The sequence below is a fragment of the Butyricimonas paravirosa genome (genome assembly GCF_032878955.1).
GTDB lineage: Bacteria > Bacteroidota > Bacteroidia > Bacteroidales > Marinifilaceae > Butyricimonas > Butyricimonas paravirosa.
Window position 1 is genome coordinate 4,025,909 of the sequence record NZ_CP043839.1, and the last position, 24,974, is coordinate 4,050,882.

Annotated in this window: 22 protein-coding genes and 2 tRNA genes; 1 reads left to right on the plus strand and 23 read right to left on the minus strand. The window is 39.9% G+C overall.

Features of this window, described 5'->3' with window-relative positions:
• Positions 1 to 430: 430 nt before the first annotated feature.
• From F1644_RS16350 to F1644_RS16450, 21 genes are all read right to left on the minus strand, one after another.
• Positions 431 to 934, minus strand: a complete 504-nt coding sequence (locus F1644_RS16350; RefSeq protein WP_158581835.1) for a JAB domain-containing protein — start codon at positions 932 to 934, stop codon at positions 431 to 433.
• Between the two features lie 424 nt (positions 935 to 1,358).
• Complete coding sequence (locus tag F1644_RS16355; RefSeq protein ID WP_118305539.1) at positions 1,359 to 1,556, minus strand: hypothetical protein; 198 nt, start codon at positions 1,554 to 1,556, stop codon at positions 1,359 to 1,361.
• 307 nt (positions 1,557 to 1,863) lie between these two features.
• Entirely contained in the window at positions 1,864 to 3,738 is a 1,875-nt protein-coding gene (locus F1644_RS16360; protein ID WP_118305540.1) for a DEAD/DEAH box helicase family protein, read from the minus strand.
• A gap of 587 nt (positions 3,739 to 4,325) precedes the next feature.
• Complete coding sequence (locus tag F1644_RS16365; protein WP_147344527.1) at positions 4,326 to 5,594, minus strand: hypothetical protein; 1,269 nt, start codon at positions 5,592 to 5,594, stop codon at positions 4,326 to 4,328.
• 216 nt (positions 5,595 to 5,810) lie between these two features.
• On the minus strand, positions 5,811 to 6,848 hold the full coding sequence (locus F1644_RS16370; protein WP_118305542.1) for a BAR domain-containing protein: 1,038 nt from the start codon (positions 6,846 to 6,848) through the stop codon (positions 5,811 to 5,813).
• An 81-nt stretch (positions 6,849 to 6,929) separates the two neighbouring features.
• Positions 6,930 to 8,138, minus strand: a complete 1,209-nt coding sequence (locus tag F1644_RS16375; RefSeq protein WP_118305543.1) for a site-specific integrase — start codon at positions 8,136 to 8,138, stop codon at positions 6,930 to 6,932.
• A gap of 49 nt (positions 8,139 to 8,187) precedes the next feature.
• The gene (locus F1644_RS16380; RefSeq protein WP_273493712.1) at positions 8,188 to 9,333 is read right to left on the minus strand and encodes an IS256 family transposase; all 1,146 of its coding nucleotides are present in this window, start codon (positions 9,331 to 9,333) and stop codon (positions 8,188 to 8,190) included.
• Positions 9,334 to 9,505: 172 nt separating this feature from the next.
• A tRNA-Gly gene (locus F1644_RS16385) sits at positions 9,506 to 9,578 on the minus strand.
• 7 nt (positions 9,579 to 9,585) lie between these two features.
• Positions 9,586 to 9,667, minus strand: a tRNA-Tyr gene (locus F1644_RS16390).
• Positions 9,668 to 9,839: 172 nt separating this feature from the next.
• Complete coding sequence (locus F1644_RS16395) at positions 9,840 to 10,517, minus strand: NigD1/NigD2 family lipoprotein (RefSeq protein ID WP_118305268.1); 678 nt, start codon at positions 10,515 to 10,517, stop codon at positions 9,840 to 9,842.
• Between the two features lie 158 nt (positions 10,518 to 10,675).
• Complete coding sequence (locus F1644_RS16400; protein ID WP_118305269.1) at positions 10,676 to 12,436, minus strand: sensor histidine kinase; 1,761 nt, start codon at positions 12,434 to 12,436, stop codon at positions 10,676 to 10,678.
• Between the two features lie 24 nt (positions 12,437 to 12,460).
• Positions 12,461 to 13,144 carry a response regulator transcription factor gene (locus tag F1644_RS16405; protein ID WP_087420780.1) on the minus strand — a complete coding sequence of 228 codons (684 nt, stop codon included), beginning with the start codon at positions 13,142 to 13,144 and terminating at the stop codon, positions 12,461 to 12,463.
• An 11-nt stretch (positions 13,145 to 13,155) separates the two neighbouring features.
• Positions 13,156 to 13,833, minus strand: coding sequence for a phosphate signaling complex PhoU family protein (locus F1644_RS16410; protein ID WP_118305270.1), 678 nt, complete (start codon positions 13,831 to 13,833; stop codon positions 13,156 to 13,158).
• A gap of 90 nt (positions 13,834 to 13,923) precedes the next feature.
• On the minus strand, positions 13,924 to 14,691 hold the full coding sequence (pstB, locus tag F1644_RS16415) for a phosphate ABC transporter ATP-binding protein PstB (RefSeq protein WP_027200782.1): 768 nt from the start codon (positions 14,689 to 14,691) through the stop codon (positions 13,924 to 13,926).
• 78 nt (positions 14,692 to 14,769) lie between these two features.
• Positions 14,770 to 15,633, minus strand: a complete 864-nt coding sequence (gene pstA / locus F1644_RS16420; RefSeq protein WP_087420782.1) for a phosphate ABC transporter permease PstA — start codon at positions 15,631 to 15,633, stop codon at positions 14,770 to 14,772.
• 8 nt (positions 15,634 to 15,641) lie between these two features.
• The gene (pstC, locus tag F1644_RS16425; protein WP_087420783.1) at positions 15,642 to 16,493 is read right to left on the minus strand and encodes a phosphate ABC transporter permease subunit PstC; all 852 of its coding nucleotides are present in this window, start codon (positions 16,491 to 16,493) and stop codon (positions 15,642 to 15,644) included.
• A 75-nt stretch (positions 16,494 to 16,568) separates the two neighbouring features.
• Positions 16,569 to 17,627 (minus strand): phosphate ABC transporter substrate-binding protein PstS, encoded by a 1,059-nt coding sequence (gene pstS, locus F1644_RS16430; RefSeq protein ID WP_118305271.1) that lies wholly within the window; start codon positions 17,625 to 17,627, stop codon positions 16,569 to 16,571.
• A 99-nt stretch (positions 17,628 to 17,726) separates the two neighbouring features.
• The gene (locus F1644_RS16435) at positions 17,727 to 18,713 is read right to left on the minus strand and encodes a porin (RefSeq protein WP_087420785.1); all 987 of its coding nucleotides are present in this window, start codon (positions 18,711 to 18,713) and stop codon (positions 17,727 to 17,729) included.
• Positions 18,714 to 18,834: 121 nt separating this feature from the next.
• Positions 18,835 to 19,374 (minus strand): RsmD family RNA methyltransferase, encoded by a 540-nt coding sequence (locus tag F1644_RS16440; RefSeq protein WP_118305272.1) that lies wholly within the window; start codon positions 19,372 to 19,374, stop codon positions 18,835 to 18,837.
• The gene (locus F1644_RS16445) at positions 19,362 to 20,204 is read right to left on the minus strand and encodes a DUF3822 family protein (RefSeq protein WP_118305273.1); all 843 of its coding nucleotides are present in this window, start codon (positions 20,202 to 20,204) and stop codon (positions 19,362 to 19,364) included. Before F1644_RS16445 ends, F1644_RS16440 begins: the two co-directional genes overlap by 13 nt.
• Before the next feature lie 26 nt (positions 20,205 to 20,230).
• Positions 20,231 to 20,875, minus strand: coding sequence for a hypothetical protein (locus F1644_RS16450; protein WP_118305274.1), 645 nt, complete (start codon positions 20,873 to 20,875; stop codon positions 20,231 to 20,233).
• Between the two features lie 185 nt (positions 20,876 to 21,060).
• On the opposite strand from F1644_RS16450, the gene F1644_RS16455 reads away from it, so the two are divergent.
• Positions 21,061 to 22,482 (plus strand): ATP-dependent DNA helicase, encoded by a 1,422-nt coding sequence (locus tag F1644_RS16455; RefSeq protein ID WP_118305275.1) that lies wholly within the window; start codon positions 21,061 to 21,063, stop codon positions 22,480 to 22,482.
• A 187-nt stretch (positions 22,483 to 22,669) separates the two neighbouring features.
• On the opposite strand, the gene F1644_RS16460 is transcribed toward F1644_RS16455, so the two are convergent.
• Positions 22,670 to 24,412: a phospho-sugar mutase gene (locus F1644_RS16460; RefSeq protein WP_118305276.1), complete on the minus strand. Its 1,743-nt coding sequence runs from the start codon at positions 24,410 to 24,412 to the stop codon at positions 22,670 to 22,672.
• Positions 24,413 to 24,576: 164 nt separating this feature from the next.
• Positions 24,577 to 24,930 (minus strand): 50S ribosomal protein L19, encoded by a 354-nt coding sequence (rplS, locus tag F1644_RS16465; RefSeq protein WP_027200792.1) that lies wholly within the window; start codon positions 24,928 to 24,930, stop codon positions 24,577 to 24,579.
• Positions 24,931 to 24,974 lie beyond the last annotated feature (44 nt).

The window sequence follows — 24,974 nt, forward strand, 5'->3', positions numbered from 1 at the left end:
TAAAGGATAAAACCAAACACTTCTTATTAATATGTCTGCCCTCTAGATCACTCCAAAGGACACCACAAATGTAAATAATAATTAGCATTCTACAAACGCTCAACAGGGGTGGCTGTATGGCAAAAGTATTAAATTTCAATGTGAATAACTTCCTCTCACTCTTAATATATAACCATTCTACAATTCACCTCTATGGCTGTCTATTCAATATAAACAACCAGAGAGGTGAAAATCCTTACCCTCTCTTGGATAGTAACAGGATTATAAAAAAGATAAAAACAGCACAAGATTCCACTATTGCTGATCTGGGATAGATGGTGAACAAGGCAATAATATAACCCATGAAAGTGATCAGAAACATCACCATGTACCATTTTAAATTCCTTTCAAATTTCTTATCTCTCATCTATTTTGAATATAATTATTCCTCCTAGTAACCTTCCTCTGAATAGCTGGAATAACCATCTTCCCCCACGATAATATGATCCAGACAATTCATGTTTAACAGCTTGCAAGCCTCCATCATGTTCTTGGTTATTTTTATATCCCCTGGGCTGAAAGCCAAACTCTGGCTTGGGTGGTTATGGAATATAATTAGATTGACTGCATTGGTTTTTATCATCAATTGCAAGGTGGTTCTGGGATCTATAATCGTATGCTCTTGATTCCCGACACTCAATCTTGCGACACCTAACACTTTACAGCTTGTATTTAATAGCATCACCCATGCCTCTTCATGGTGATATAAACAACCTTCAAAAAAGGGTTTGATGAGTTTATATGCCTCCATCGCCATCGTGACCCTTGGTCTATCCTTGGGTTTAACCTCTGGCTTGTATTTAATCTCCACCTCTGATAATAGTGTTAGATCATTATAATCTTCTCCTGTTCTAGTTTCATTGATAACTGGTGATGATAGATTCTTTTCATTCATGATTATAAATTTAATTGATAAGACACTGGTTTTAAATAGAATTGGATAACATGAATGAAATATCATAACAAGTTACCCACTTCCATTTTGTTTTTAATTAAGGTCATACTGGGGGATGTGAGGTTGAATAGTCTAATCACTCATCTAGCTTGATAAATTTTCAACTTGTACCATCTTTATAAAAATAACAAGCTAATCAATCATCCTCTCCCAACACTTCAATGGTATATATTATAGTATATATATCAATCAAAGTGTAGGAGGGGGAATGAATGTTTCCTTTTTAATTTTTATCATCATCATTCTAAAAGGGAAAGGATGGGAGAGATGGATGCCAGAGGGGTGAAGAAGGATAAGGTTTATTTACCAGAAGTATAGCATGGGTATAAAAAAAGCAACCACTTTGCAGTGATTGCTTGATGAATTAAATATCAACTAGAATTGTTTTTAGTTTCCCACTCCTTGCCAGTTCTTGTAAATGCTGCCATAACTTCGCTGAACCTTCTCGAAGTAGATCATGATTGAGGTATTCAATATCAGTTGAATGATTGTAATGTTCCGTTATTTTAAATGGAACGAAACTTGGAGATTGCTCCTTCTCTTTTTTTTCTTTTTTCTTCATGTTGTTTTGTTTTAAGTTTGTAGTAAATGATAATTCTCTCCCAACATTTCAAACTGTTATTTTTAAAGTAATAATCATGTAGAAGTGTAGGGAGAGGGAAAGAGTGAAGAGCTACCAGTTATTAAATATAGGTGTGATCTTCACTTCTTTTATATAGTAAATGCTTATCTAGGAGGTCTATTTTATATTGAATAGATTTATCTATTAGAATCTCTATATTATTCCAAAACAGGGGGTAAAGAAATTCACCTGTTTCATTGACTTTTTCATCTGGATGGTTTACAAGATTTTCATTGATTGAAACTAGTTAGAAGGTTTCAATAATCTCGTAACTTCTTCCATGATTGTTATACTCTTTAGTGTGAAACAACAATCTAAAATATTGGACAGCATTATTATGTAACATCTTTTCCATCCTGTTTCTAACAAGTAACTTGTTCATCCTTTCAGTGATCTCATCACCAGTTAACCTTTCACCCACTTTAAACTCTGAGAGTAGGAGGGTTCTGAAGGTGATCAAGGTGGGATCAGTGCTATGCCTGATCTTCTTGCAAGCGATCACTTGATTCATCTTTTTAGTGTTGTGCAGGTGTTGTTCCTGCAATTCTCTAATCTCTTCATCCTGTAAACCTAGGGTAAGTAGTTCTTTATAAGTTCTTTCCACAGTATATTGCAGGGAATCCTTGTCGATCTTCACCCCCAAGACTGGATGAGAGTACTCTTTGCCCATGAAGGTAGTTGTCTCGTGTTGTTTTGACTTGTAAAACAAATCAATAGCTTTCAATGTTTCTTGTTTTTTCATGTCATGATCAATTTTGTTATTATCATTATTATTTTCCTTGTTCTCTTCATTATCACAATCTAGTACTAGTTTGGATTCAAGTCCAGAATTGCATAGGGTGATATTGTAATATTGCAGGACTTTATTCATCCTGTGTAATTGTTCATAAATAGTATAATTAATCTTCTTGAAAGCGCTAAAAGCTATCCCTTGGTGATCAATCTCTCTGGTCACATTTATGTACTGGTCAAATTCATTAGCTTGTAATTTTAGCTGCCTTTTTAATTTCCTAGTGCTTTTAGTTATTTTCACCAGTTCATCCATCCTTTTTTTGGCACCAGTTGTTAGCTGGTCTTTTAGAAAATCAAAAATAGAAGGGAAATTATATATCCCACTATCTTCTTCTTTTACCCATGTGGCATTGGTGAGGATGAGAGATGTAACACTAGTATCCTCTCTAAACCTGTTCATCATTTGCACAATGTCAACATAGGTATGTCTATTCTTCCCCGGTGCGATAACAAGGAAATAATTCTTTCCCAGTAATGAATATCCTTGAGTGTAAGTGGTGAAGATCACCTCTGCATCAATCCTGCATTCATTAACTAGCTGGGAGAGGTAATCGGTTTTATCCCCTTCACTTTCAGCTCCCATGTCCTTGACAATTAATTTATCCTCTTCCTCTACCTTTTGCCCTTCTTTCTTGATAACCTTTGTTTCTGAATTAATAGCGGCAATTCTTTTAATCCCCCTCTTCTTCAATTCTCCTATAACCTCGGGGAGTAGGGTGGATTTATCAAGTAAAGAAATAACAGGGATCTTGTTGTTCCTCCTTGCAAACAAGCATAATTCAATAATCCCACCTGCTAAATCTTTATAGGGGACAAACCCTAGCTCTCTTTTGTCTGGAATCTCTTTCCTTGCTTTTAGCACCTGCATCCCTTTAAATATATTATCATCACTGGTGACAGGTGTACCTGAGAGGAATATAATCCTCTTGTAAAATTCTAGAGAAGTCATCACTTCTTCGATAGTACTCCCTTTCCAGCCAATTTGTGTGACTAGAGTGTGAGCCTCATCAATAATCACGGTCTCCCTGCTTTCAAATTTAGGGATATGGTGCTGTATGGTGATGATCAAACTTGAATTGAAATCTTCTCTATGATCTGCTGTGTAATATGGTATCTGGTACTGAGCTGATAGTTGTTTTGCCAAGTTAATGGTATCAACAACAAAAACAGCTTTTATCTCCCTCTCTTTTAGATGATTGAGAATGTAATAGGATTTCCCACCACTTGTTGGACAATCCACGTAGATTTTAAACTCTTCATTAAAATCCAAGTCATCAAGAAACCTTGTTTCTGATAACTTTTCCTTGAATGTAAACTTTTTACATTCCATAAAATTCTAAGATTTAGTTAATTCTTAATTTTCCTTCAACACTTCGATCATTATTTTTACTATATAAAACAGGTTGAAGTGTTGAAGGTAAACATCACTTCTAGTGAGTTATTTTTAACATCTTATAAGCCTGTATGTAAAGGTTTATCTATTTTGATATAATCTATCTGGATGGTGTTATTTACAGGTAGAAATGGAAATTTGCCCTGTAAAATGGTATCTAGGAAGGATGTAGAATATCCTTTAATTATGTTACAAAGATATATAACCTTCACAACATTTCCAAGTGAAATGCAGGGAAAATTTTACATTTGTTAAGAAATGAGGGGAGGATAGGTTTTATTGTTTTTTGGATGGCGTGATTATAGAGGTTTGATGATTTAACAGGCTAAAGGATGATTCCCCTTGTTTGCCTTGTTGACAGGTGGGGGTAGATATGAAATAATAGTGATCCAACCTTGAATAACTCCCTGAAAGGTCACTCATGGATAATAATTCCCCACCTTGTTTTTTGAGATAAACAAGGGCATTGTATTATGATTTAGATAAAAGGGACTAGGAGTTGAGCCAGTCCCCTTTTGATAATTCTAAGCTTTCATTTCTTCTTTTGGAATTCTTGCTGTCAGCCTTGAAACTATTAGGTTTACTTTATCTGTTTTAGTTGCTTGTATTATCTTTATATCAGAGGTATTAAAAGCTCTAAGAGCTTCTAATGCAGTGTGAAAACCATATGGTTCTTCTTTTTCATTTTGGAGTTTTGTGAAACTTGCAAAAGCATCTATAATGTACCTTTTCTTGATCTCTTCTCCAAAATTTAATTCATGCAAAACTGCTATTATCTTGTCTCCACAAGATAAATCATATTTGAATTCCCCTGTGAGGATTCCTCTAGCTGCATTGCATAGTTCTGTGTTTGTAAATCTTTTTCCAAGATTATAGTACTTTATAGCTGTACTTGCTGGCATTTTTTCCGACGCACAAGTTTCACTAATTTTTTTGATGAATTCATCTTCTGTGGCTAAAACTGCCAAGGATAATTTTTCCTTGCCCTTTAAACTTCTGTCCAGTAGTGTATTGGTACTGCAATATTTAGCAAGCTCTTTTATAGAGGTAAATTCTCTTTTTTGTATGTTTTTGATGATTCTTAAATCAGTCCCCTCAACTAGAGCATCGATATTTAATTTGTGTATAGCTTGAATAATTCTTTGATCTTTTACACTTCCAAGCATATAGCAAACATCTGCCGTGTTTGCAGGAATGATATTCCCGTTAAGATCTCTTAATTCGATATTTTCTTGATAGAAAATATCCGCTGTTGCTAGATATTTTGTTGAATCTTTTTCTAGTAGATCATCATTCACAATATCCATTGCCAGCTTGTCATTAGTTGTGGATAAGTTGATTATAGAGGGAGCATACCCTAGTATGACCATTTCTATCTTTCTTTCGATTACCAGTTTCCCCTCTTCTTCTTTTGGTTTCCATTTTTCAATAGGAGTGGGGAGAAGATTTTTTTGTAACTCTTCTTTTAGAGCCTTTTTGGCTCGCGCAACTTTTCTCAGTGCGTTTTTTTGCCTGTTTTCTTTGGCTTGCGCCAATTTTTCTTTTGCTTTTTTGAGTTCTTGATATAAGCTCTTAATTGTAGCTGATAAGTCAAACTCATTAATTAATTCTTCCAATGAAATCTTCCTATCACTATTATTTAAACTATTTACTATTGTATTACTTCTCTCTGAATTCTTTTCACTATTATTTTTGTCTTCCATTTTTTCTGGATTTAAATTGTTAATTACTAGTTTTGCCTCACTCTCTGTTTGTTGATTATTATCAACGATTTTATCTGTACTGTCTAGCATAATGTTTGAAATTAGTTGTTTAACAATAATCCCCATTCAGAATAACGGATCCTTTTTATCCCGTTTGAGGGCAAGCTGTCATGTCTTTTGTCAGTGATCAGCTTGTTACCCTCCATGCAGCAAATGCCAAACCTTTCGATAAATAAAAAAATCAGATAAATAGGGGATAATCCCGGTATTTATCTGACTTTTGTAAAAGTGTAGTAAAGTGATTGATTACCAGTATTTTGTTTCTTTGCTAGAGAGGTTTACAAGGATGTTGAAGTTCCAGTCAACGAGACTGTCATCTGTCACTGTCATATTGTCACGAATGCGTTCCCTGACAAGTTTAATCCATTCAGACTGCATTTTTGTCATGTCAAGGTAGTTCGAATAGTATTCTTTCTCTTCTCCTTCACTTCTTTTTTTTAGTTGTCGAAGTTCTTCTATCTCTTTTTCAGTGTGGCAATGTATCTTGTGGATTATGTGAAGGAACATGATAATGAGAAGGCAAACTCCTTTCGATATTTTGTTATCATCTTTTGCAGTGCTACGATCTTTGAAGAACCGATAAAGTTGAATAATGATGGTGTTCGTAACCTTGTCTTGTGGCGCACCTCTACGTGGAGAATTATCATCCACTAGTTCCGGTTCACAATATTCTTGAATGTACTCTTTTAAATGCTGCCAGAACCAATTATTCTTGTTAGATAGATGTATGTCCCCGTAGGCTGTTTTTATTTGTATCGGTTGGGAATTTTTATTTTTATATGTAAGCCATTGCTGATTCTCTTGGATGAACCGGAGAAGGTTATTCATATCAGGGTTCACGTTTAATAGAAATTCTTCCAACTTCTCATCTTTCATGGAACGTTCAATTGTTTCTTGTGCCGGGTTACGGGTGATGAAATAAGCCAATAGCCAGTATATCCAAAGTAATGTTTGGTTACATTCAAAATATTCATGATTTGCTTGAAGGATAGTGTTATAATTTTCTGGGATCGTGGAATTATGAAACACTAACGGGAATATGTTATTTTCCTCGATGTAATATTGCCAGTATTCAGCGAATGATTTTGCGGTGTAGATAGTTTCATTTGCGGAGGGATTAAGTTTTTGTGTCTCGTAATAAAAGAAGGTGGGAAAGAATATTTCTTTTTCTAGCCTGAAATATTTATTCAAGAGTGGGTACAGGGCTCCTACAATATTCCCGTTTATCCAAACAACATATCCCAAGAAAGGGTCTTTTTCTGCGATTCCTTTTACTTTACACATAGCCTAAGATTTTTCCAAATATAAATTTTTTTGTTGGTAAAAAAAATAACCTCAAATCCGAAGATAAGAGGTTATTTGTGTTCATAATAAATTTTGCATTGCTGCATCAATCTGGGTGTTCTCAAAGCTATCCAAATAAATTTGGGTTGTTTTTAAATCTGTATGCCCCAACGCCTCGCTAATCAAGGCTACATTAACCCCAGATTTCTTTAAAACACTTGCAAATGAATGTCTTGCAACATAGGTTGTCACTTTTGATTCAATTCCAAGTTCAGAGGCTAGTTCTTTCAGTTCTTTATTAATTTGTGCCAACACTTTATGCCTCCTGTTCTGCTTTTGTAATTCAGTTTTATGAATATTAGCATCCAAGATGGGGAAGAGATAAATCGCATTCTTCTGGTGTGAGGAATATCTCTTTATAATCTCCCTAGCTTGATCACACAATTGGATGTTTATATCTCCATGTGTTTTCTGGCGGGTATATAAAAGCCTTCCTCTCTGGATATTTTTCATCGTTAGATTAGATATATCAACAAAAGGAATCCCTCCACACAAGTAAGAGAATGTGAATATATCTTTTGCAAGTTTCCGCAAAGGGGTATCCTTATTAGATTCTGTTGTGATAATTTGTTTCACATCATCCTTGGATATGGCTCTCTTCCTTGTTTTTGTTTTAAATTTTCCGATCTTGAAATCATCAAAAGGATAATCATTTTTACTTGCAGCCTTCTCCTCAATAGCTTTATTATATGCACTCCTGAGGGTTCTGAATTGCAAGCTGATTGTTGTCTCTTTATTACCTTTATTCCTTTGCCATTTTTCATAAGCCTGTAACCAATCTTTGTTAATATCGCTGAAATAGAAATTCAGCTCGCTTTTAGTGAACGCTTTTAAAGAGTTGAATGATGTTTTGTAAATAAGTCGATTGCCAACTTTATTGTTTTCTTCAAACTCCTTGATCAGTTGTTGATAAAACTCCTTCACAGTTTTTAGTTGAAACTTCTTTTGCTTGTTTTCCACCAACGATGCCGCAGTATATTGTTTTTGTGCTGCAGCTAGTTCTAAAATCTGTTGCTGGTATTCTGTTTCTTTCGCTAAAATGAGCTTGTTGATTAAATCTCTATCTGGACAATTGGGTTTTGGTTTGTTCTTTTTGAAGTCCCAATATTTGAGCTGGATAGAGACACCTAAATTCTGATATTTCCTCTTTCCATTTTTGGTAATTCTAACCATCAAGGGGTATTCTCCATTTTTTAATGGCCTAATTTTGTAACAAAGATAGTGTTTCAAAAAGTGTGTAAATACCTTCTTTTCTCATGACTGCAAAATTATAAATAGTTCAATAAAATAATCTTGATTCTAAAAAATTATAAATAGGATATTTATAAATATCTGCATTTTGGGCTACCGTTCCCATTAGGAGAATAACGGCTTGGGGGTTTGGCATGGCGCCCCTCATGTTGATGACCCTCTTGTAATCCCTGTTCAGCCTTTCGATCCAGTTTGTGGTGTAAATCATCCCCCTGATTTCCCTCTCGTACTTGAAGTAGGTGAAATAGAACCTGTACCTGTCGTGGCAATATCTTTTCAAAACGGGATAACTTTTCTGCCACCTGGCAATAAACTCTTTAAATTTTTCGAAAGCCTTTTCCGGGGAGATCTCCCACTGGTCGGGAGCGCAAACCTGCTTGAGTTCTTCCATGACCTGTTTCTTGTCCCTGGGCTTGACTTTCCCAGCTATATTCCTCTTCAGGTGCACGGTACATAATTGTAAATCTGCTTTTGGAAAGGTTTCTGCCAGCACGTTTTCAATACCGGGCAATCCATCACACACCAGGAGATCAATCACGGCCACGCCTCTTTCCTTGAGGTCTTCAAACACGTCCTTCCAGTTCGTGGCACTTTCCGTGGGGAAATTCACCACGGCCAGCACCTCGCGGGTTCGGTCTTCTTTCACCCCCAAAACCGTGTAGTAAGCCTCGTTGGAAACGGAATCATCACGACGGGTGAGGACATAGGTGGCATCGATGTAAATTATCGGGTAACGATTATCCAGTTCACGACCTAGCCAGGCATTTACATCCTCGCGGGCCGTGTTCAACAAGCGGCTAACCTGGCTTTTACTGTAATGTTTGCCGTAAAATTGCTCGTAAATTTTACCCACCTGTTCCGTGGTTAAACCGCTGCAATAAAGGCTACTCACTAGCTTTTGAGCCTCTTCTTCCTGGTCTTTTAGCACCCCCAGTAACATCGGGTAAAAATGGTTGTTACGACTACGCGGGACCCGAAGTTCGAAGACCTTACCGCCATGACATACTCGACGACCACGAAAACCGTTACTCACGTCACCACGTGTCTCGTTATGAAGATCACGTTCCGATAACATTAAACTCTCTAAACCTTGTTTAACCAAGCCTTGTAAACCTAGTTCACCGTTTGTGATTTCGGAAATTATTTCCGAGATTTGTTCATGTGTAAATTCCATAATTATCCATTTTTGAAAATTGCATTACAAAAATAATCAATTCGGAATTTACACACTTTTTGAAACACTATCTACATATTTGCTTACATCATTGCTTACATGAGGGGGTAAAAACCATGAAAATTGCTTGAAATGAAAAAAGCACTTACGATTGTAAGTGCTTTAAAATGAGAGCGGAAAACGGGACTCAAACCCGCGACCCCCAGCTTGGAAGGCTAGTGCTCTATCGACTGAGCTATTTCCGCAAATAAGTGGGGAGAGCAGGATTCGAACCTACGAAGACGATGTCAGCTGAGTTACAGTCAGCCCCAGTTGGCCACTTTGGTATCTCCCCTTTGTTCAAAGAACAGTTGCTTGTTTTAAGCGGGTACAAAGATAGGTAGTTTTGCGGAATTACCAAATATTACGTGGAAAAATCTTGAAAAAAATGTATTTCGAGTGTAAAAGAATACGAGGAGTTTTCGGTACCGAAAACTCCTCGTTACATCTTATCGTCACTATGAGACCTATTTACGAGGACGATAAGTAATGTCAATGGTTCTTTCTTCGTCGAAACCTTTGTACTTGATGTGTAGCTGTACGGAATCTGTTACCTCGTTAAATACTTCTTTTAGCGGGAAACTGACATAACCGTAAAGACTTTTGTTTTCCGGATCTCCGTATGCATTATGTCTGAATTCTAACAGGATTTTTTCGTCCGCTGTTAATTCTTCATGCTTTGTCAGATTGACCATGTGTTCTTTAGCGCCTCCGGCATAAAAGAATCGGAAGGTGATAAAGTCGTTGGCAATCCAGTATTCCGGTAATTCAATCGGATCCATACCTAAGCTGTCATTAATGGCTTCGGTATAGGGTACAATAGGTTTGGTAAGAAGCTTTTGCAGGTCGTTTACTCGCACGTAATGATCTACACTACTTCCCGGATTTGCATCTTGCAAGATGGTAAAATCCGCGTACACACGCATATTATTTTCTAAGTAACGTACCGGTACATTTGAAACGGATGGATACAATACAGGGCCTTTGTCCAGTATAATTCTGTAATCCTGATCACTTGTTTTTTCAATTGTACCGACTTCTAACCAGAATTTGTCCAAGCTATACCCGTCATCATTACAAGATGTGAAGGCGAATGTTGCCGAGAGCAAAAGAATAATTAGTGTCACTACTTTTTGATTCTTCATTTTAAACCCCTTTTTATTACTCGTTGTTTTTTAGTTTTCATTACTTAGATGGATAATTGCGTGAATGGTTGCGTCTAATAATGTTAAAATCAATGGAAAAAGGCTATCATACATCGCATGATAGCCTTGATCCCTTGTTTTTGCCGGGATTTATGAATTTAGAAAAGAGTTTTTTTCAGTGAGAACAGGAATTCCAATCCCCCGTCTTTTCTATTTTTTGCCGAGATGTCTCCTTTATGGAAAAGAACGGCGTTCTTCACGATGGAGAGCCCCAGGCCGGAACCACCGTTTTGCCTGCTGCGTCCTTCGCATACACGATAGAAACGTTCGAAAATCCGGTTCAAGTGATTTTCTTCTATTCCTTGCCCCGTGTCATAGTAGGAGAAATAATAAAATTCCTTGTCTTCCATGTAGTTGTTTACCCCGATCGAGATATTGTCTCCGGCGTAATTGATGGAATTTTCAATGAGATTTCGGAATATAGCATAAACCAGCGTTTTATTTCCCTCGATAATTGTCTGGGGATTTATTTCGTTCTTCACGTTGATCCCGTGTGCTATGATCGGGTCATGCAGGTCATCAATGACCTCCTGCAAAGTGTTATGAACATTCACTCGTTCCTTGTCAAAAAGTTCGGAAGCCTCTTCCGTCTTGGTGATCAGGGCAATATCCCGGATTAAGTCGGATAGGCGAACGATTTGTGAATACGTACGTTCCAAAAAGAAATGTTGCTTGTCCGGGGTAATATTGGGTTGTTCCAGAAGGGTCTCGATATAACCGCGAATACTGCTTACAGGAGTTTTTAGCTCGTGGGCGATATTATTCGTCATCTCCTGTTTTAGGAGCCTGTTTTTCTCATTATCAGAGATGTTGTTTAGGGTGATTTCGAAGCTGTTGTCCGTGAAAATCAGTAGTTTCACGGCAAAATGTTTGCCTCCCTTGCTGATCTTGTTCTGGTACACGGGGATGTTGGTGGTATTCGGGTTTACCGGGGTGTTCTTTTGCAAGAATTCATTCAGTTCTTTGAAATCCGGTTGTTCCAGAAGTTTTTCGACTTTGAATGTCGGTTCGTCTAGGATAATGTTCAAGTACTGGATAAAATGCGTGTTGGCATATATCTTTTCCCGGTTAGCGGAGAAAATGGCAATTCCCTCGTCGGAATAGTGGAAGTGACGAAGAAGTTTCTCCTGTTCCACGTTGATCTGCTTGTTGCTCTCTTCTAAAAGTTGATAGTTATGAATGATCTTTTCACCGATCTCTCCCAGTTCCGTGTTCGGGAAATGGATATTGTTGTAATTAATGTTGTGATTGTCGGCCGAAACGATAAAATCTTTCAGTCCGGAAATCGCTTTCCCGAAACGATCGGAGATATAAATCAGCGAGATCAGCGTGATAAAGAATAGTAGCGTGATAAAATACAGGAATATGTTGTCCGTCTTTAAAAAGTTCTGGATCTCGATGTCGTAAGGGAGAGCCACCCGGATAAAATAATTCATGTAGTCTTTGGCAAAATAATAGTACTCGACCCCGGTACTTTTAGAAAGCCGGATGGCAGTTCCTGTTTTTTGGATTAATGCCGTCTGGATTTCCGGGCGCAGTAAATGGTTTTCGATCCCTTGTTCCTTGTCGAGACTATTGTCATAAAGGACTTTACCATCATGATCTACTATCGTTAATCGTAAGTTGGAGGGCATAAGTACGAGTACATTCTTTAAAGAATCCATTTGCCCGTTGTTTATCAGATGATATTGTTGAACATAGCGGGCGATGATGTCGGAGTAATCGTCCAGCGTGGTACGCAAGGTCTCCGTTTTATAGGCTTTTTCCCGGTTCTGTTGGAAAAAGGTAATGACAACCGTGAAGACGGCGAATACAATGAAGAAGTAAATGAACAACTTCTGTTTATAGGATAATTTCATTGGAAATAGTTTTTGTATTAACGTTTAAAGTTCCACGCAATAGCCGTACCCGGAACGATTTGCGATGTGTTTTCCCTGTTCGCCCAGTTTTTTTCTCAGTCGGGTGATGTGTACGTCGACGGTACGTTCAAGCACGTAGCTGTCGTCACTCCATACTTTATTGAGTATGTCTTCGCGGGAGAATATTTTTCCGGGAGATTGTGCCAGCATGTTTAATATTTCAAATTCCTTTTTGGTAATCGGGATGAGCCGGTCGTGGATGGAGACACATTTTGTGCTTAAATCGATGTGCATCTCGCCTATATCGATCACCTGTTTTTTATTGGCAGCATTCAACGAACCTGCTCTTTTCAAGACGGCTTTCACTCTTGCCGAAACTTCCTTAATCGAGAAAGGTTTGGATATATAATCGTCACCTCCGATATTGAAACCGGTGAGCATGTCATTTTCCGTGTCTTTGGCCGTCAGAAAGATGATCGGGGTCGAGTTGTGAAGATCTTTCCGAAGTTTCTCCGCCATCTTGAACCCTGACATTCCTCCCATCATCACGTCCAGCAGGATTAGATCATATTCCTCGGTCAGCATCTTTAGAGCCTCTTCTGCGGAGGGCGCGGTGTCGACTAGGTAACCTTCGCTCTCCAAGTTGAATTTTAAAATTTCTCTCAGGTCCTCTTCATCGTCAACCACTAACATCCGTTGTTTATCCATTGCTCTAAAATTTAGTTGTTATGAATATGTTTTGCGTTCTTCCCTTCCATCAAGTAAATGGCCGCTTCAGCAATGTTTGTGGCGTTGTCCCCGATTCGTTCAATGTTGTATGACATCCCACTAAGGGAAAGGGCATCCAGCATATCTTGATCTTTGATCGTTTTGCCGACAAAGTGAAGAGGTATCCCGTGAATGATTTCTTTGTGGTTGTTGTCCACGAGGTCATCCGTCCGGATAATCTCTTTTGCCAAATTCTCGTCTTCACACGTAAAGGCAAAGATAGCATTTTGTGTCATTTTTTTTACCGTTTCCAATTGTAATAAAATGGTTGGGTGGAAAGATGCGTAAAGGGAACCCTGTAATTCAACTTCCCGGAGGAAGTCGGCAATATTGAGCAACAGGTCACCGATGCGTTCCAGATAGGCTGTCATATCATGATAGGACATGATCTTTCGGCAATCACTGGCTCTGGGGCAGTAAAGTACGATGGAGTTGATGACTTCATCCCTGATTTTTACTTCCAGACCGTCAATGATAACTTCATTATGTTCGATCTTCGTGTATAATTTACCGTCTTTGTTGTCGTGGGTTGCGGTGATAACGAGTTCCATCTGTTGTAGTACGATGGTGGATAAGACTTCAAAGTCTTCTTTAATCTTTTCCAGGTATTTTTCTCTTATGGTAGTCATGTGGTGTAAGCTAAAAGTTATAAGCTAAAAGTTAATAAGGAATGTGTTTATAGAGAGAGTTCGATCTAAACTCATAAATCAAAAATTATTTTATCCGAATTGCCCCGTCAAGTACTCTTCCGTGCGTTTGTCACTTGGGTTTGTGAACATCTTCTGGGTTTCGTCGTATTCGATTAAATGACCGAGGTACATGAACATCGAGTAATCCGATATACGGGCAGCTTGTGACATATTATGTGTGACAATCAAGATTGTGAATTCGTTTTTCAGATCCAGCAACAACTCTTCGATTCGATTGGTGGCAATCGGGTCCAAGGCTGAGGTCGGTTCATCCATTAGTAAAACCTTCGGTTTTAGTGAAAGAGCCCGGGCAATGCATAGCCGTTGCTGCTGACCACCGGAAAGGAAGGTCCCTTTCTTGAATAGGGAGTCTTTCACTTCGTCCCATAACCCCACGTTTTTAAGGCTTTCCTCTACTAACTGGTCTTTTTCCTGCTTGGGAAGAGAAATCCCGTTCAATTTATACCCGGCAATCACGTTGTCATAAATGCTCATCGTGGGGAACGGGTTCGGGCGTTGGAATACCATTCCCGCCATGCGTCGTACTTCCATGGGGTTTGTCTTTAATATATTTTTCCCGTTCAGGAGAATCTCTCCCGTGGTCTTGATGTCCGGGTACAATTCGTGCATCCGGTTGATCGCCCGTAACAAGGTACTCTTTCCACATCCGGAGGGGCCCATGATAGCCGTGATTTTCTTTTCTGCAATATCTGCGCTAACTTCTTCTACCGCGTTTTTTCCCGGGGTGTACGAAATGGAAACTTTTTTAAGTTGTAATATAGGATTTGTGATAACCATGATTAATTTTAGATTTTAGATTTTAAATTTTAGATTGAAAGTCTGTTTGTAATGCAATTTAAAATTTAAAATTTACAATTATTGAACTCTCCATTTTTTTGCAATTTGTTTTGCTATAATATTGAGGGTTAGAATTAACATTAACAGGAAGAGGGAGGAACTCCAGATCATGTCGATCAGGTTCGGGTCATTGTAAAACTCCCAGATCAACAAGGGAACCGCACTCGTGGGTTTCAACACGTCCCAGTTGATGGCGGTGCTACCCAAGGCTGTTAACATCAGGGGAGCGGTTTCTCCCATAACCCGGGAAATAGCTAGCAAGATACCCGTGAACAATCCCCCGAAGGCTGCGGGTAACAATACTTTCAGAATGACACTGGTGTAGGAGGCTCCTAATGCAAGTCCGGCCTCTTTCAAACTTCCCGGGAGCATCTTTAACGTCTCTTCCGTGGAACGCACGATTAACGGGAGCATCATGATACTAAGGGCGACACTTCCCGCGAGGGCGGAATAACTACCTAGGGGTTTCACGACCCAGGCATAAGCGATAATGCCGATTACGATGGAAGGGCTACCTTGAATCAGATCTGTCAAGAAACGAGTGATGTTCGAAAATTTGGTCTTCGGGTGTTCCGAGAGGTGGATGCCGACCATGATTCCAATAGGGATAGCAATAATTGCGGCTAGGACAACCATGAGTAATGTTCCGGTAATTCCGTTTGCAATTCCGCCCGGAATAATGTCTCCCGTACCTCTGGCCAGCATGGCGTCCAAAGTACTTGGAGCGCTCTCCGTGAAAAAGTTCCAATTAATCTGTTTGTAGCCTTTTTTGATCAATTCCCAGATGATGGCGAATAACGGGATTACCGTCAGAGAGGCCAGAAAACAGGTCGTGTAGAAAAAGACCTTGTTTTTTATCGTTCTATATCTTAAACTACTCATTGTTGCAATCAATTAAGTTTCTTGATGATGAGTTTTGCTACTAGATTGATGATTGCCGTGATCAGGAATAATAGTAACCCGATGGCAATCAAGGAGCTTAATTTTAACCCGTCTGCCTCTCCGAACTGGTTCGCGATGATACTGGCCATCGTGTTACCCGTGTCTGCCAGTGAGGTGGGCAGGTTATTCGTGTTGCCGATAAGCATGGTTACTGCCATGGTTTCTCCAAGAGCCCGTCCCAGGGCTAGGATATAGCTGGCAAATACTCCGGAACCGGCAGAGGGAAAAGTGACTGTTCTGATCACCTCGTAGCGGGTGGCTCCCAAACTATATGCAGCCTCTTTCAGTTCGTTGGGAACCATGGATATGAACTCGCCACTGAGGGAGGATGCATAGGGGATGATCATGATTGCCAGAATAATGGATGAGGTCAATACTCCGAATCCTTGTGAATTGACACCCATCTCGATGATGATCGGGCGGAAGGTATAAAATCCCCATAATCCGTACACGATCGAGGGAATTCCCGCGAGTAAATCTATAATGGAACTGATGAACGTGGCAATTTTTTTACCTCGAAAGAATTCACCCGTGAAAAGTGCCACGGGCAGAGAAAATGGGATACAGAATATAAGTGCCAGAAAAGAGGTTAGGAGGGTTCCCACGATAAAGGAAAGGGCTCCATAAGTTTCTCTGTCCGGATGGGGATCCCATTCTGTTGATCCGATAAACTGGAAGAATCCGTAATGGCTGAGAGCCGGGATCGAGCCGCTGACCAGTGAATAGATCATGCCGGCACTAATCAGTAGAATCAGGATACAACAAATAGAGAGTAGCCGTTTAAAAATAAGATCACGCATAGTTAGTTACAAGTTACAGGTTACAAGTTACAGGTTGGCAAGATTCAACTTGCAACCTGTAAACTTGTAACTTTATTAATTCAGGACTTTTTTGCCCTCGAAACTTATAGAGTTTAATAGTGTTTTGGCGTTAGCCACGGCTGATTGAGGAAGGGGTGAGTAATGAACTTTTGTAGTCAATGCTTGTGCTTCCGGGCTTAACATCCAATCGAGTAATTTCACGGTTGCTTGTGCTTGTGCTAGGGTTCTGTTTGCATAAGCTTGTTCCTTGTAAAGGATAATCCAGGTGAAACAACTGATGGGGTAAGCGTCCGGTGCGGAAGAGTTCGTGATCATGGTACGAGTATCTGCCGGCATTTCACCTTTTGCTGCCGCGGAAATACTTTCCGTGTTCGGTGTGATGAAATTACCGGAAGAGTTCTTCATCTGGGCCATCGGGATGTTCAGAGAAAATGCGTACTCTGATCCTACGTATCCGATCGCTCCGGGGGTTTGGCTGATTGTTCCGGCTACACCGGGATTACCTTTAGCTGCCAAGCCTGCCGGCCATTTCAATGATTTACCTGTACCCACGTTTTCTTTCCAATCATTGCTTACTTTCGTCAAGTAATCACTGAAAACGAAGGTGGTTCCGCTACCGTCTGAACGGTATACCGGGGTTAATTCTTTGTCCGGAAGAGTTACTCCGGGATTTAATTCCTGAATTTTAGCATCATTCCATTTGGTGATTTTGCCCAGATAGATGTCGGCAACAACTTCTCCGGAAAGTTTTAATTCTTTCACTTCCGGTAAATTGTAAGCCATAACCACGGCTCCCATACAAGTCGGGATGTGTACCGTTGCGTAGGGCATCTCTTGCATCTCAGCATCAGACAGGTAGGCATCCGATCCCCCGAAATCAACAATCTTGTCTTTCAGGCTTCTGATACCACCACCACTACCAATACCCCCGTAAGTCACGGCGTTACCCGTTTTCTCTTGGTAGGTCTTGAATGCTAGGTTGTAGAATGGTAAGGGGAAAGTAGCCCCGGCTGCAGCGATGTTCATTTTTTTGCTTTCGGACTCTTTGTTCTTCTTCGAGTTCCCGCAAGATGCAATAGCGATAGCTAAAATAAGGATCAATAAATTTTTCATTTCTGATAGTATTAATTTCAACGTCTTCTGATTCATTTATTACACTGCAAGTTTAGATGAATCTTGTTACACGAATGTTGCGCATTTGTTACATTAATGTTACAACTTGAATTCGATGTTTAGATAGACGAAAGAGCTTGATTTACCGTCTCTTGGGTTCCAAGTGGAAAAATTCGGGGCGATTTTTAGTTGTTTGATCGGGGCATATTGAACACCTACTAAGATTCGTTGTCCGTCAGCACTGCTCCAATCATCTTTGGAACCTAGGTTATCATATCTTCCGAAGAGGTTGAATTGATCTTCCAGCTTGATAGTAGAATAAACGGAGAATCCGGATTGGTCGTTGTCTTCCTTGAACTTGGTGTTATACATTTGGTTGTATTCAGCTCCGATGGAGAATAACTCGTGTTTGTAACCGGCGAAGAAGGCTAAATTCTGTTGATCTTTCGTCTCGTCTCCTTCAATGTTCTTACTGGCAAGATCGTAATAAGCGCGAAGAGTCAAATTTTTAACGGGAAGAATTGTTGCTCCCACGGCATACCTGTATTTGTTGTCACCGTTCAATTTTTTGTAACCTTCCCCGTTGCTGATCGTGATGTCGGCAGAGAGCCATTTTGTAAATTTGTATTTACCCAAGATACCCATATCTGCGCTGGAACCGAATTTATACTCGTCTTGGAAGGATTTCATGATATAACGGTATCCCCAGAATTTTTCCTGTACGTTGAATTGCTCCAAACCGATCAAACCGAAATCCAGCGTGAAATTACCCGTCTTCCAGCTTAACATGGCATTCTTGATATACGCCACTCTTTCGAGGTCGGAACCTGAAACTTTGGTGGAACCCATGTCAAAAACAACTTTTCCGCTTAATTTTTCTGTCAAGGAGAATTGGTACCCAAGATAAGCACGATCAAGAGCGAATCCGGATTCTTTATTTGCATTTCCAATTCCGGCATGATAGTTCGCGAAAACGGTAACAATCGGTTGTCCCTTGATTTGGAATTTCTTCTTTTCTTCTTGTTTCTGCCCGAAACTACTTAAACAAATAGCAGCTAAAACCACACTAATTAAAATCCTTTTCATTTGTCAAACTTTTAGTTAATATTAAAATAAATACCTCTTGTTTTCGGCAGCTAAAGTAGACTGAAAAGGTTTCCTAAATAATACGATTCCGTTACATCAATGTTACATTTATTAGGTTTGTTTATTGTCTTTTGAAGATCGAGAAATTAACACTACCGTACCGGCGGTGTTCGAAAAAGTTGGGTTCCGAGGAGAAGTCCACGGTGCTGGGGTGTTCGATAATGGCGATTCCGTCCGGGGCCAGTAGATCGTTATTGAAAATGGCAGCCGGAATCTCGTTGATTTTTTCCAGGTTGTAAGGAGGGTCCGCGAAAATGATGTCAAAGGTCGTTCCGTTCAGTTTTTTACAAGCGATAAACACGTCTGTTTTGAAAATGGTCATATTCTTGAATCCCAATTGGACGGCCGTCTTTTTTATAAAGGCGTAATGGTTATAGTTCAGTTCGATAGAAACTATTTTTCCTGCACCCCGGGATGCGAATTCGTAACTGATACTTCCCGTTCCTGCAAAAAGATCCAGTACGGAGGCATCCTCAATATCTATATAATTGTTGAGGACATTAAATAAATTCTCTTTGGCAAAATCCGTTGTCGGACGGGCTTTGAAATTTTTGTCGGGTGTGATGATTTTACCTTTGTGTGTACCGCTTATAATCCGCATCGATGAAGATTTAACAAGTGAGTAAAATGAGAACTGTTGAATTCTTTATCGTGAAGAATGCCGTTTAACAGGGGTTCTTTAGCAAAATAGGGATTCGGGAGATAGAGCGAAAGTAGCTCTTTCAGTTTATTATCTTTGAGCGCCGGGCCGCATATCGAAAGATGTGCTTTCTCCTGGTTGATTCCGCACTCTTTGATACAATTTAATAAAAAGTACACGATGTCAGTCATCGCTTTGTAACTAAACGTGTTAAATAGCTGAATGCCGGAGTCCCGGATAAATAACAGATCAAAATAATTGTCCTGAATGTCTAGGAAGATTTGCTCCGTGTCTCGTAGTGCTTTGGCCATGGCACCTAGTATAAAAGGGTATGCCCCGTTCACGATTTGAACCACGGAAAAATGTTCCCGTACAAAATCATGAAACGATGAAATAACCGTCTCCACGAGATAGGCTTCTATCCCCTCTATGTGGTGGTAGAGGATCGTGTCATCCGGTGCTACTTCTTGGTTGACCGTGTAAAGGGTGGCAATATTGGCCTTGTCGAAAAAGGCTCCCGGAACCAGTAGTTTTTCCTTGAAACACGGCATGATATATACTTTCTTGAAACGAAGGTTCAAGATCGCATCATTCACCACGTAATTTTTTAACCTGTCCACGGCGGCCTCTCTGGAATCCGCTGCATAGGGTTCGTGTACAAACACGACTAGCTTTTCCGTTTCATCATGCACGCAAAATGAAAATCCATCCGTTGCATAACGGATGGATAATATCGATTTCTTAGATGATTCGTAAGTAAAATTGGAGTCAACAAAATAAATGCTCTGCATGTATTTATTCGTTTACGAACCGGAAATTACTCCCAGTTACCCACGTTATTGTTTGCCTCTTGTACGCTACCCACTTTTAATCCCGGGTATTTGTTTAATCTTATTCTTTCACCGTTTTCCTCCAAAATGGCATCTTCGTATTCATCAAACAAGTCTTCAAAAATGACCATGTTTGAAATACGAGCCTCGAAAACAGGTACTTCAATACCGGAATCCGTCCAGATCATGTTAGTCCCCATCAAGAATTCATGTTTCTTTTTAGTAAAAGGAACATACCGAAGATCATCAATCGGATAGTTCTCCCCGAATAATTGTCCCAATGCGGCAACTCTGATCGTGTCACGGATAATCAACCCTTTTTTCAGAGCCTCTTGTTCCGTCATACCTTCTTCAAGTTGATCATCAGTAAGTTCTCCGATAGAACGTACGGTTTTCAATGAATCGTATTTCACGAAATTGATTAATGAATCGAAACTACTGGTGTATGTTCCATGAATACTCTTGAAAGCATCTTGAGCTGTTCTGATATCTTTCAGTTTTTGGATAACCCTATCATATCTCTGTTTTTTCAACTTCTGAAATTGAATAGGATTCTGCACGCTTTGGTAGCACATATATCCCAGATAGAGAGCGGCAGCTGCTAAAAGAATTTGAATAATAATTTTTTTCATCTTTTTCGTCAGTATATTTATTATGTATTAAACAAGTTAGTTCTCGTTATTATTTAAGCTGTTTTTTCCTATCTTTACACGGTATTTTTTGACGATACCGTGAACAAATCCTTAATGGATTGTCGTGTCGGCAAATATAAAAAAAAAAAAAGATCACAGCACACTTTTGTCTATTAAATTTAGTGATGATAAATGAACATTTTGAACGTATTGTAAAAGAGAAGTTTGGATTCGATTTTTCGCCCACGCAACAGGCGGCAATGAAGAATTTTTTAGCTTTTCTCTTTGATCGTCATCCTGAAAGTTTGTTTTTATTGAAAGGATATGCCGGAACGGGGAAAACTTCTTTGGTGGCGGCCATCGTGAATACATTACTGCAATTTGAACAGCAGGTTGTTTTATTGGCACCGACGGGGAGAGCGGCGAAAGTGTTTTCCGGTTATTCTCATCAGCCTGCTTTTACGATTCACAAAAAGATTTACCGGCAGAAAAATGCACAGGAGGGAGTCGGGATATTCAACTTGGGATTTAACGGGAATGCTAACACGCTTTTTTTCGTGGATGAGGCATCCATGATCTCAATGGGTTCTCAGGATTCGAATTTTGGGACGGGGTCTTTGCTGGATGATCTGATTGAGTTCGTGTACAACGGGAGGAATAACCGCTTGGTGTTAATCGGGGATACAGCCCAGTTACCCCCGATTGGCGTGGATGTCAGCCCGGCCTTGGAGGCTGATTTTCTACAAGTGAGTTATGGGATGGAAATATATGAGGCAAATTTGACCGATATCATGCGGCAGTCGGAACAATCCGGAATCCTGTACAATGCTACTCGGGTACGAGAAATGATCGGGGCGGGACCTTTTGCCAAACTCTTGCTTCGGGTAGCGGGTTTTCCGGATATTGTACGGGTAAGTGGGAGTGAACTACTGGAAGAGTTAGATCAATGTTATAGCTCTTTTGGGATGGACGAAACGATGGTGATTTGTCGGTCGAATAAACGGGCCAATCGTTTTAATGAAGGGATACGGGCCAGAATCCTTTACCGGGAAGATGCTTTCAGTAGTGGGGATAAAGTTATGATCGTGAAGAATAATTATTTCTGGGGAGCGGAGTACGATAAGGTGGATTTTATCGCAAACGGGGATATTGCCACTGTGGAGAAGGTCGGGAAATATAAGGATTTATACGGATTCCATTTTGTCAACACTCGTCTAAGTATTTACGGTTACGAGGAAGAGATCACGGCATGGGTCATGTTGGATACCTTGACCACGGAACAACCTGCATTGAGTTATGAAGATTATCGGCGCTTGTATATGGCCGTGGAAGAGGATTATACGGATATTGCTTCCAAGCAAAAACGGTTTAAGAAAATTCAAGAGAACGAATATTATAATGCCCTGCAAATTAAATTTGCCTATGCAGTCACGTGTCATAAAGCCCAAGGGGGACAATGGGATGCGGTATTTGTTGATCCGGGATGGCTGGGAGAGGATTCTTATGACGATGAGTATTGGCGTTGGCTATACACGGCATTTACCCGGGCCCGCAAAAAATTATATCTGATTAATTTCAAGGATGAGATGATCGAAATGGAGGGATAAAAGAGAGGTGTCAAAAGTCATTTTTCAAACTCCCTCCCCCCTTCGGGGTACTCCCTCTATAAACAGAGGGAGAGCTGAAATACTCTCTATTTTCAGGAAAAATCACCAGCTCCTCCTCTGTTTATAGAGGAGGTGGCACGAAGTGACGGAGGAGTTTAATAAATGACTTTTGACACCTTTATGCTTTTTATTGAAGTTTCAAATCCTTGATAATAGCATCAATACGGGCGTTCGCATCCTGTTGCGCCCGTTCATAGTCATTCATATCTTTCATCTGGGCCCGACCTTCAAAGTAAAATTTAATCTTAGGTTCGGTACCGGAAGGACGAACGGAAATCTTACTACCATCGGCCAAGAAGAATTGCAAAACGTCACTTTTTGTCTCGAAATTGAGGTGCGTTTTTTCTCCGGTTTGTAAATTGGTCGCTTCCAAAGAGAGGTAGTCTTTTTTCAACACAACCGGACTATGATTGATCTCCTTCGGGGTGTTGTGGCGGAACTCTTCCATCATGGCTTTGATCTCTTGCGCCCCGCTTAAACCTTTGCGCACGATATAAATCATCCTCTCTTGTGAGAATCCGTATTTGGCGTAGATTTCCTTGAGGAAAGAGTACAGTGTTTTATTTTGCATCTTTACCCAAGCGGCGATTTCGGCCATTAATGACGTGGCAGAAACCCCGTCTTTGTCCCGGGTAAATGCTCCCGGCATATAGCCAAAGGATTCTTCCCCGCCACCGATGAATTTCTCCCCGCCTTCTTTGCGGATCACGTCGGCAATCCATTTGAATCCGGTGTACACGTCATAACAGATGATGTGATTCTTTTCTGCAATATCTTTAATCAATTCGGTAGTGACGATGGTTTTTACCGTGTATTCACCACCTTTAAGTTGGTTCAGTTCTTTTTTTCTGCGGATGATGTATTCCGTGAAAATAATATTGGTCTGGTTTCCGTTCAATAGCGTCCATTCTCCCGCGTCATTTTTTACGGCGATACCAATACGGTCCCCATCCGGGTCACAAGCCATAGCCAAATCTGCATCAATTTTGCGAGCCAAGTCTAGAGCCATTTTGAAAGCTGCCGGTTCCTCCGGGTTTGCAGATGCCACGGTCGGGAAATCCCCGTCGGGAATACTTTGCTCCGGTACGGTATGAATGTTCGTGAATCCCCAGTTACGTAAAGAGGCAGGAACAAGTTCGTAGGTAGTTCCATGTAGTGGGGTAAAGACGATTTTTAAATCGTGTTCTTTTTGTATGGCTTCCGGTGAAAGACTTAACGTTTTCACTTTATCCAGGTATTTTTTGTCAAAATCTTTTCCTAAAATGGTGATCATTTCCGGTACTCCTTCGAATTTAATATCCGAGACTTGTACTTTTTTTACTTCATCGATCACGTTCTTATCATGCGGGGGAACGAGTTGCGATCCGTCATCCCAGTATGCTTTATAACCATTATATTCTTTCGGGTTGTGAGAGGCGGTAAGAATAACACCACCTTTGCAGCCTAAGTCCCGGATAGCAAATGACATTTCGGGCGTGGGGCGCAAATCTTCGAACAGGTAAACGTGTATTCCGTTGGCCGAGAAAATATTGGCGGCTGTTTCTGAAAAGAGCCGGGAGTTATGACGGCAGTCATGACCGATACATACGGCTTTTTTTTCATTCGGGAACATCTTGTTGATGTAGTTTGAAAAACCTTGCGTGGCAGCGCCTACCGTGTAAATGTTCATGCGGTTGGTTCCCACTCCCATGATTCCCCGTAAACCGCCGGTTCCGAATTCCAGATCGTTGTAAAACGATTCAATCAATTCTGTCGTGTCCGTGTTTTCCAACATGCGTTTTACTTCTTCGCGTGTTTTTTCATCGTATGCCTTGTCCAACCATTTTTCAGCTTTGGCTTTGGCTATTTTTATGATGTCATTATTTTCCATAAGTACTCATTTTATTTACCTTCTTGCAAAGTTAGGATTTTCTTAAATGAATAGTATGGATTTTGGAATTAAATTGTTACGTTTCAACGAAGAAATTTTGAGAAAATGTTTAAATAAAAAAGCCTCGTTTCAAACGAGGCTTTTTTATATGGCTAAAGCTTAAATTAAAATTTCTTCTCTTTAATTTTTGCTTTCTTTCCGGTAAGCTCACGGAAGTAGAAAATTCTGGATCTACGAACAACACCTCTCTTGTTCACCTCGATTGCATGAATGTAAGGAGAATTGAAAGGAATGATACGTTCTACGCCCACGTTACCAGACATTTTTCTAACCGTAAAAGTCTTGGTAGTTCCTGTTCCCTTAATTTGGATAACAACACCTTTGAAAATCTGAATACGTTCTTTGTTTCCTTCTTTAATTTTGTAGTGTACGCTAATGGTATCACCCGTGTTGAATGAAGGAATTTCGATAGCGTTTTCTTGAGCAAAAGCCTGTTCCGCAATTTTAATTAAGTCCATTGTCTTTATTTTAAAAAGTTTATTTATCGAACGCAGTATTACGA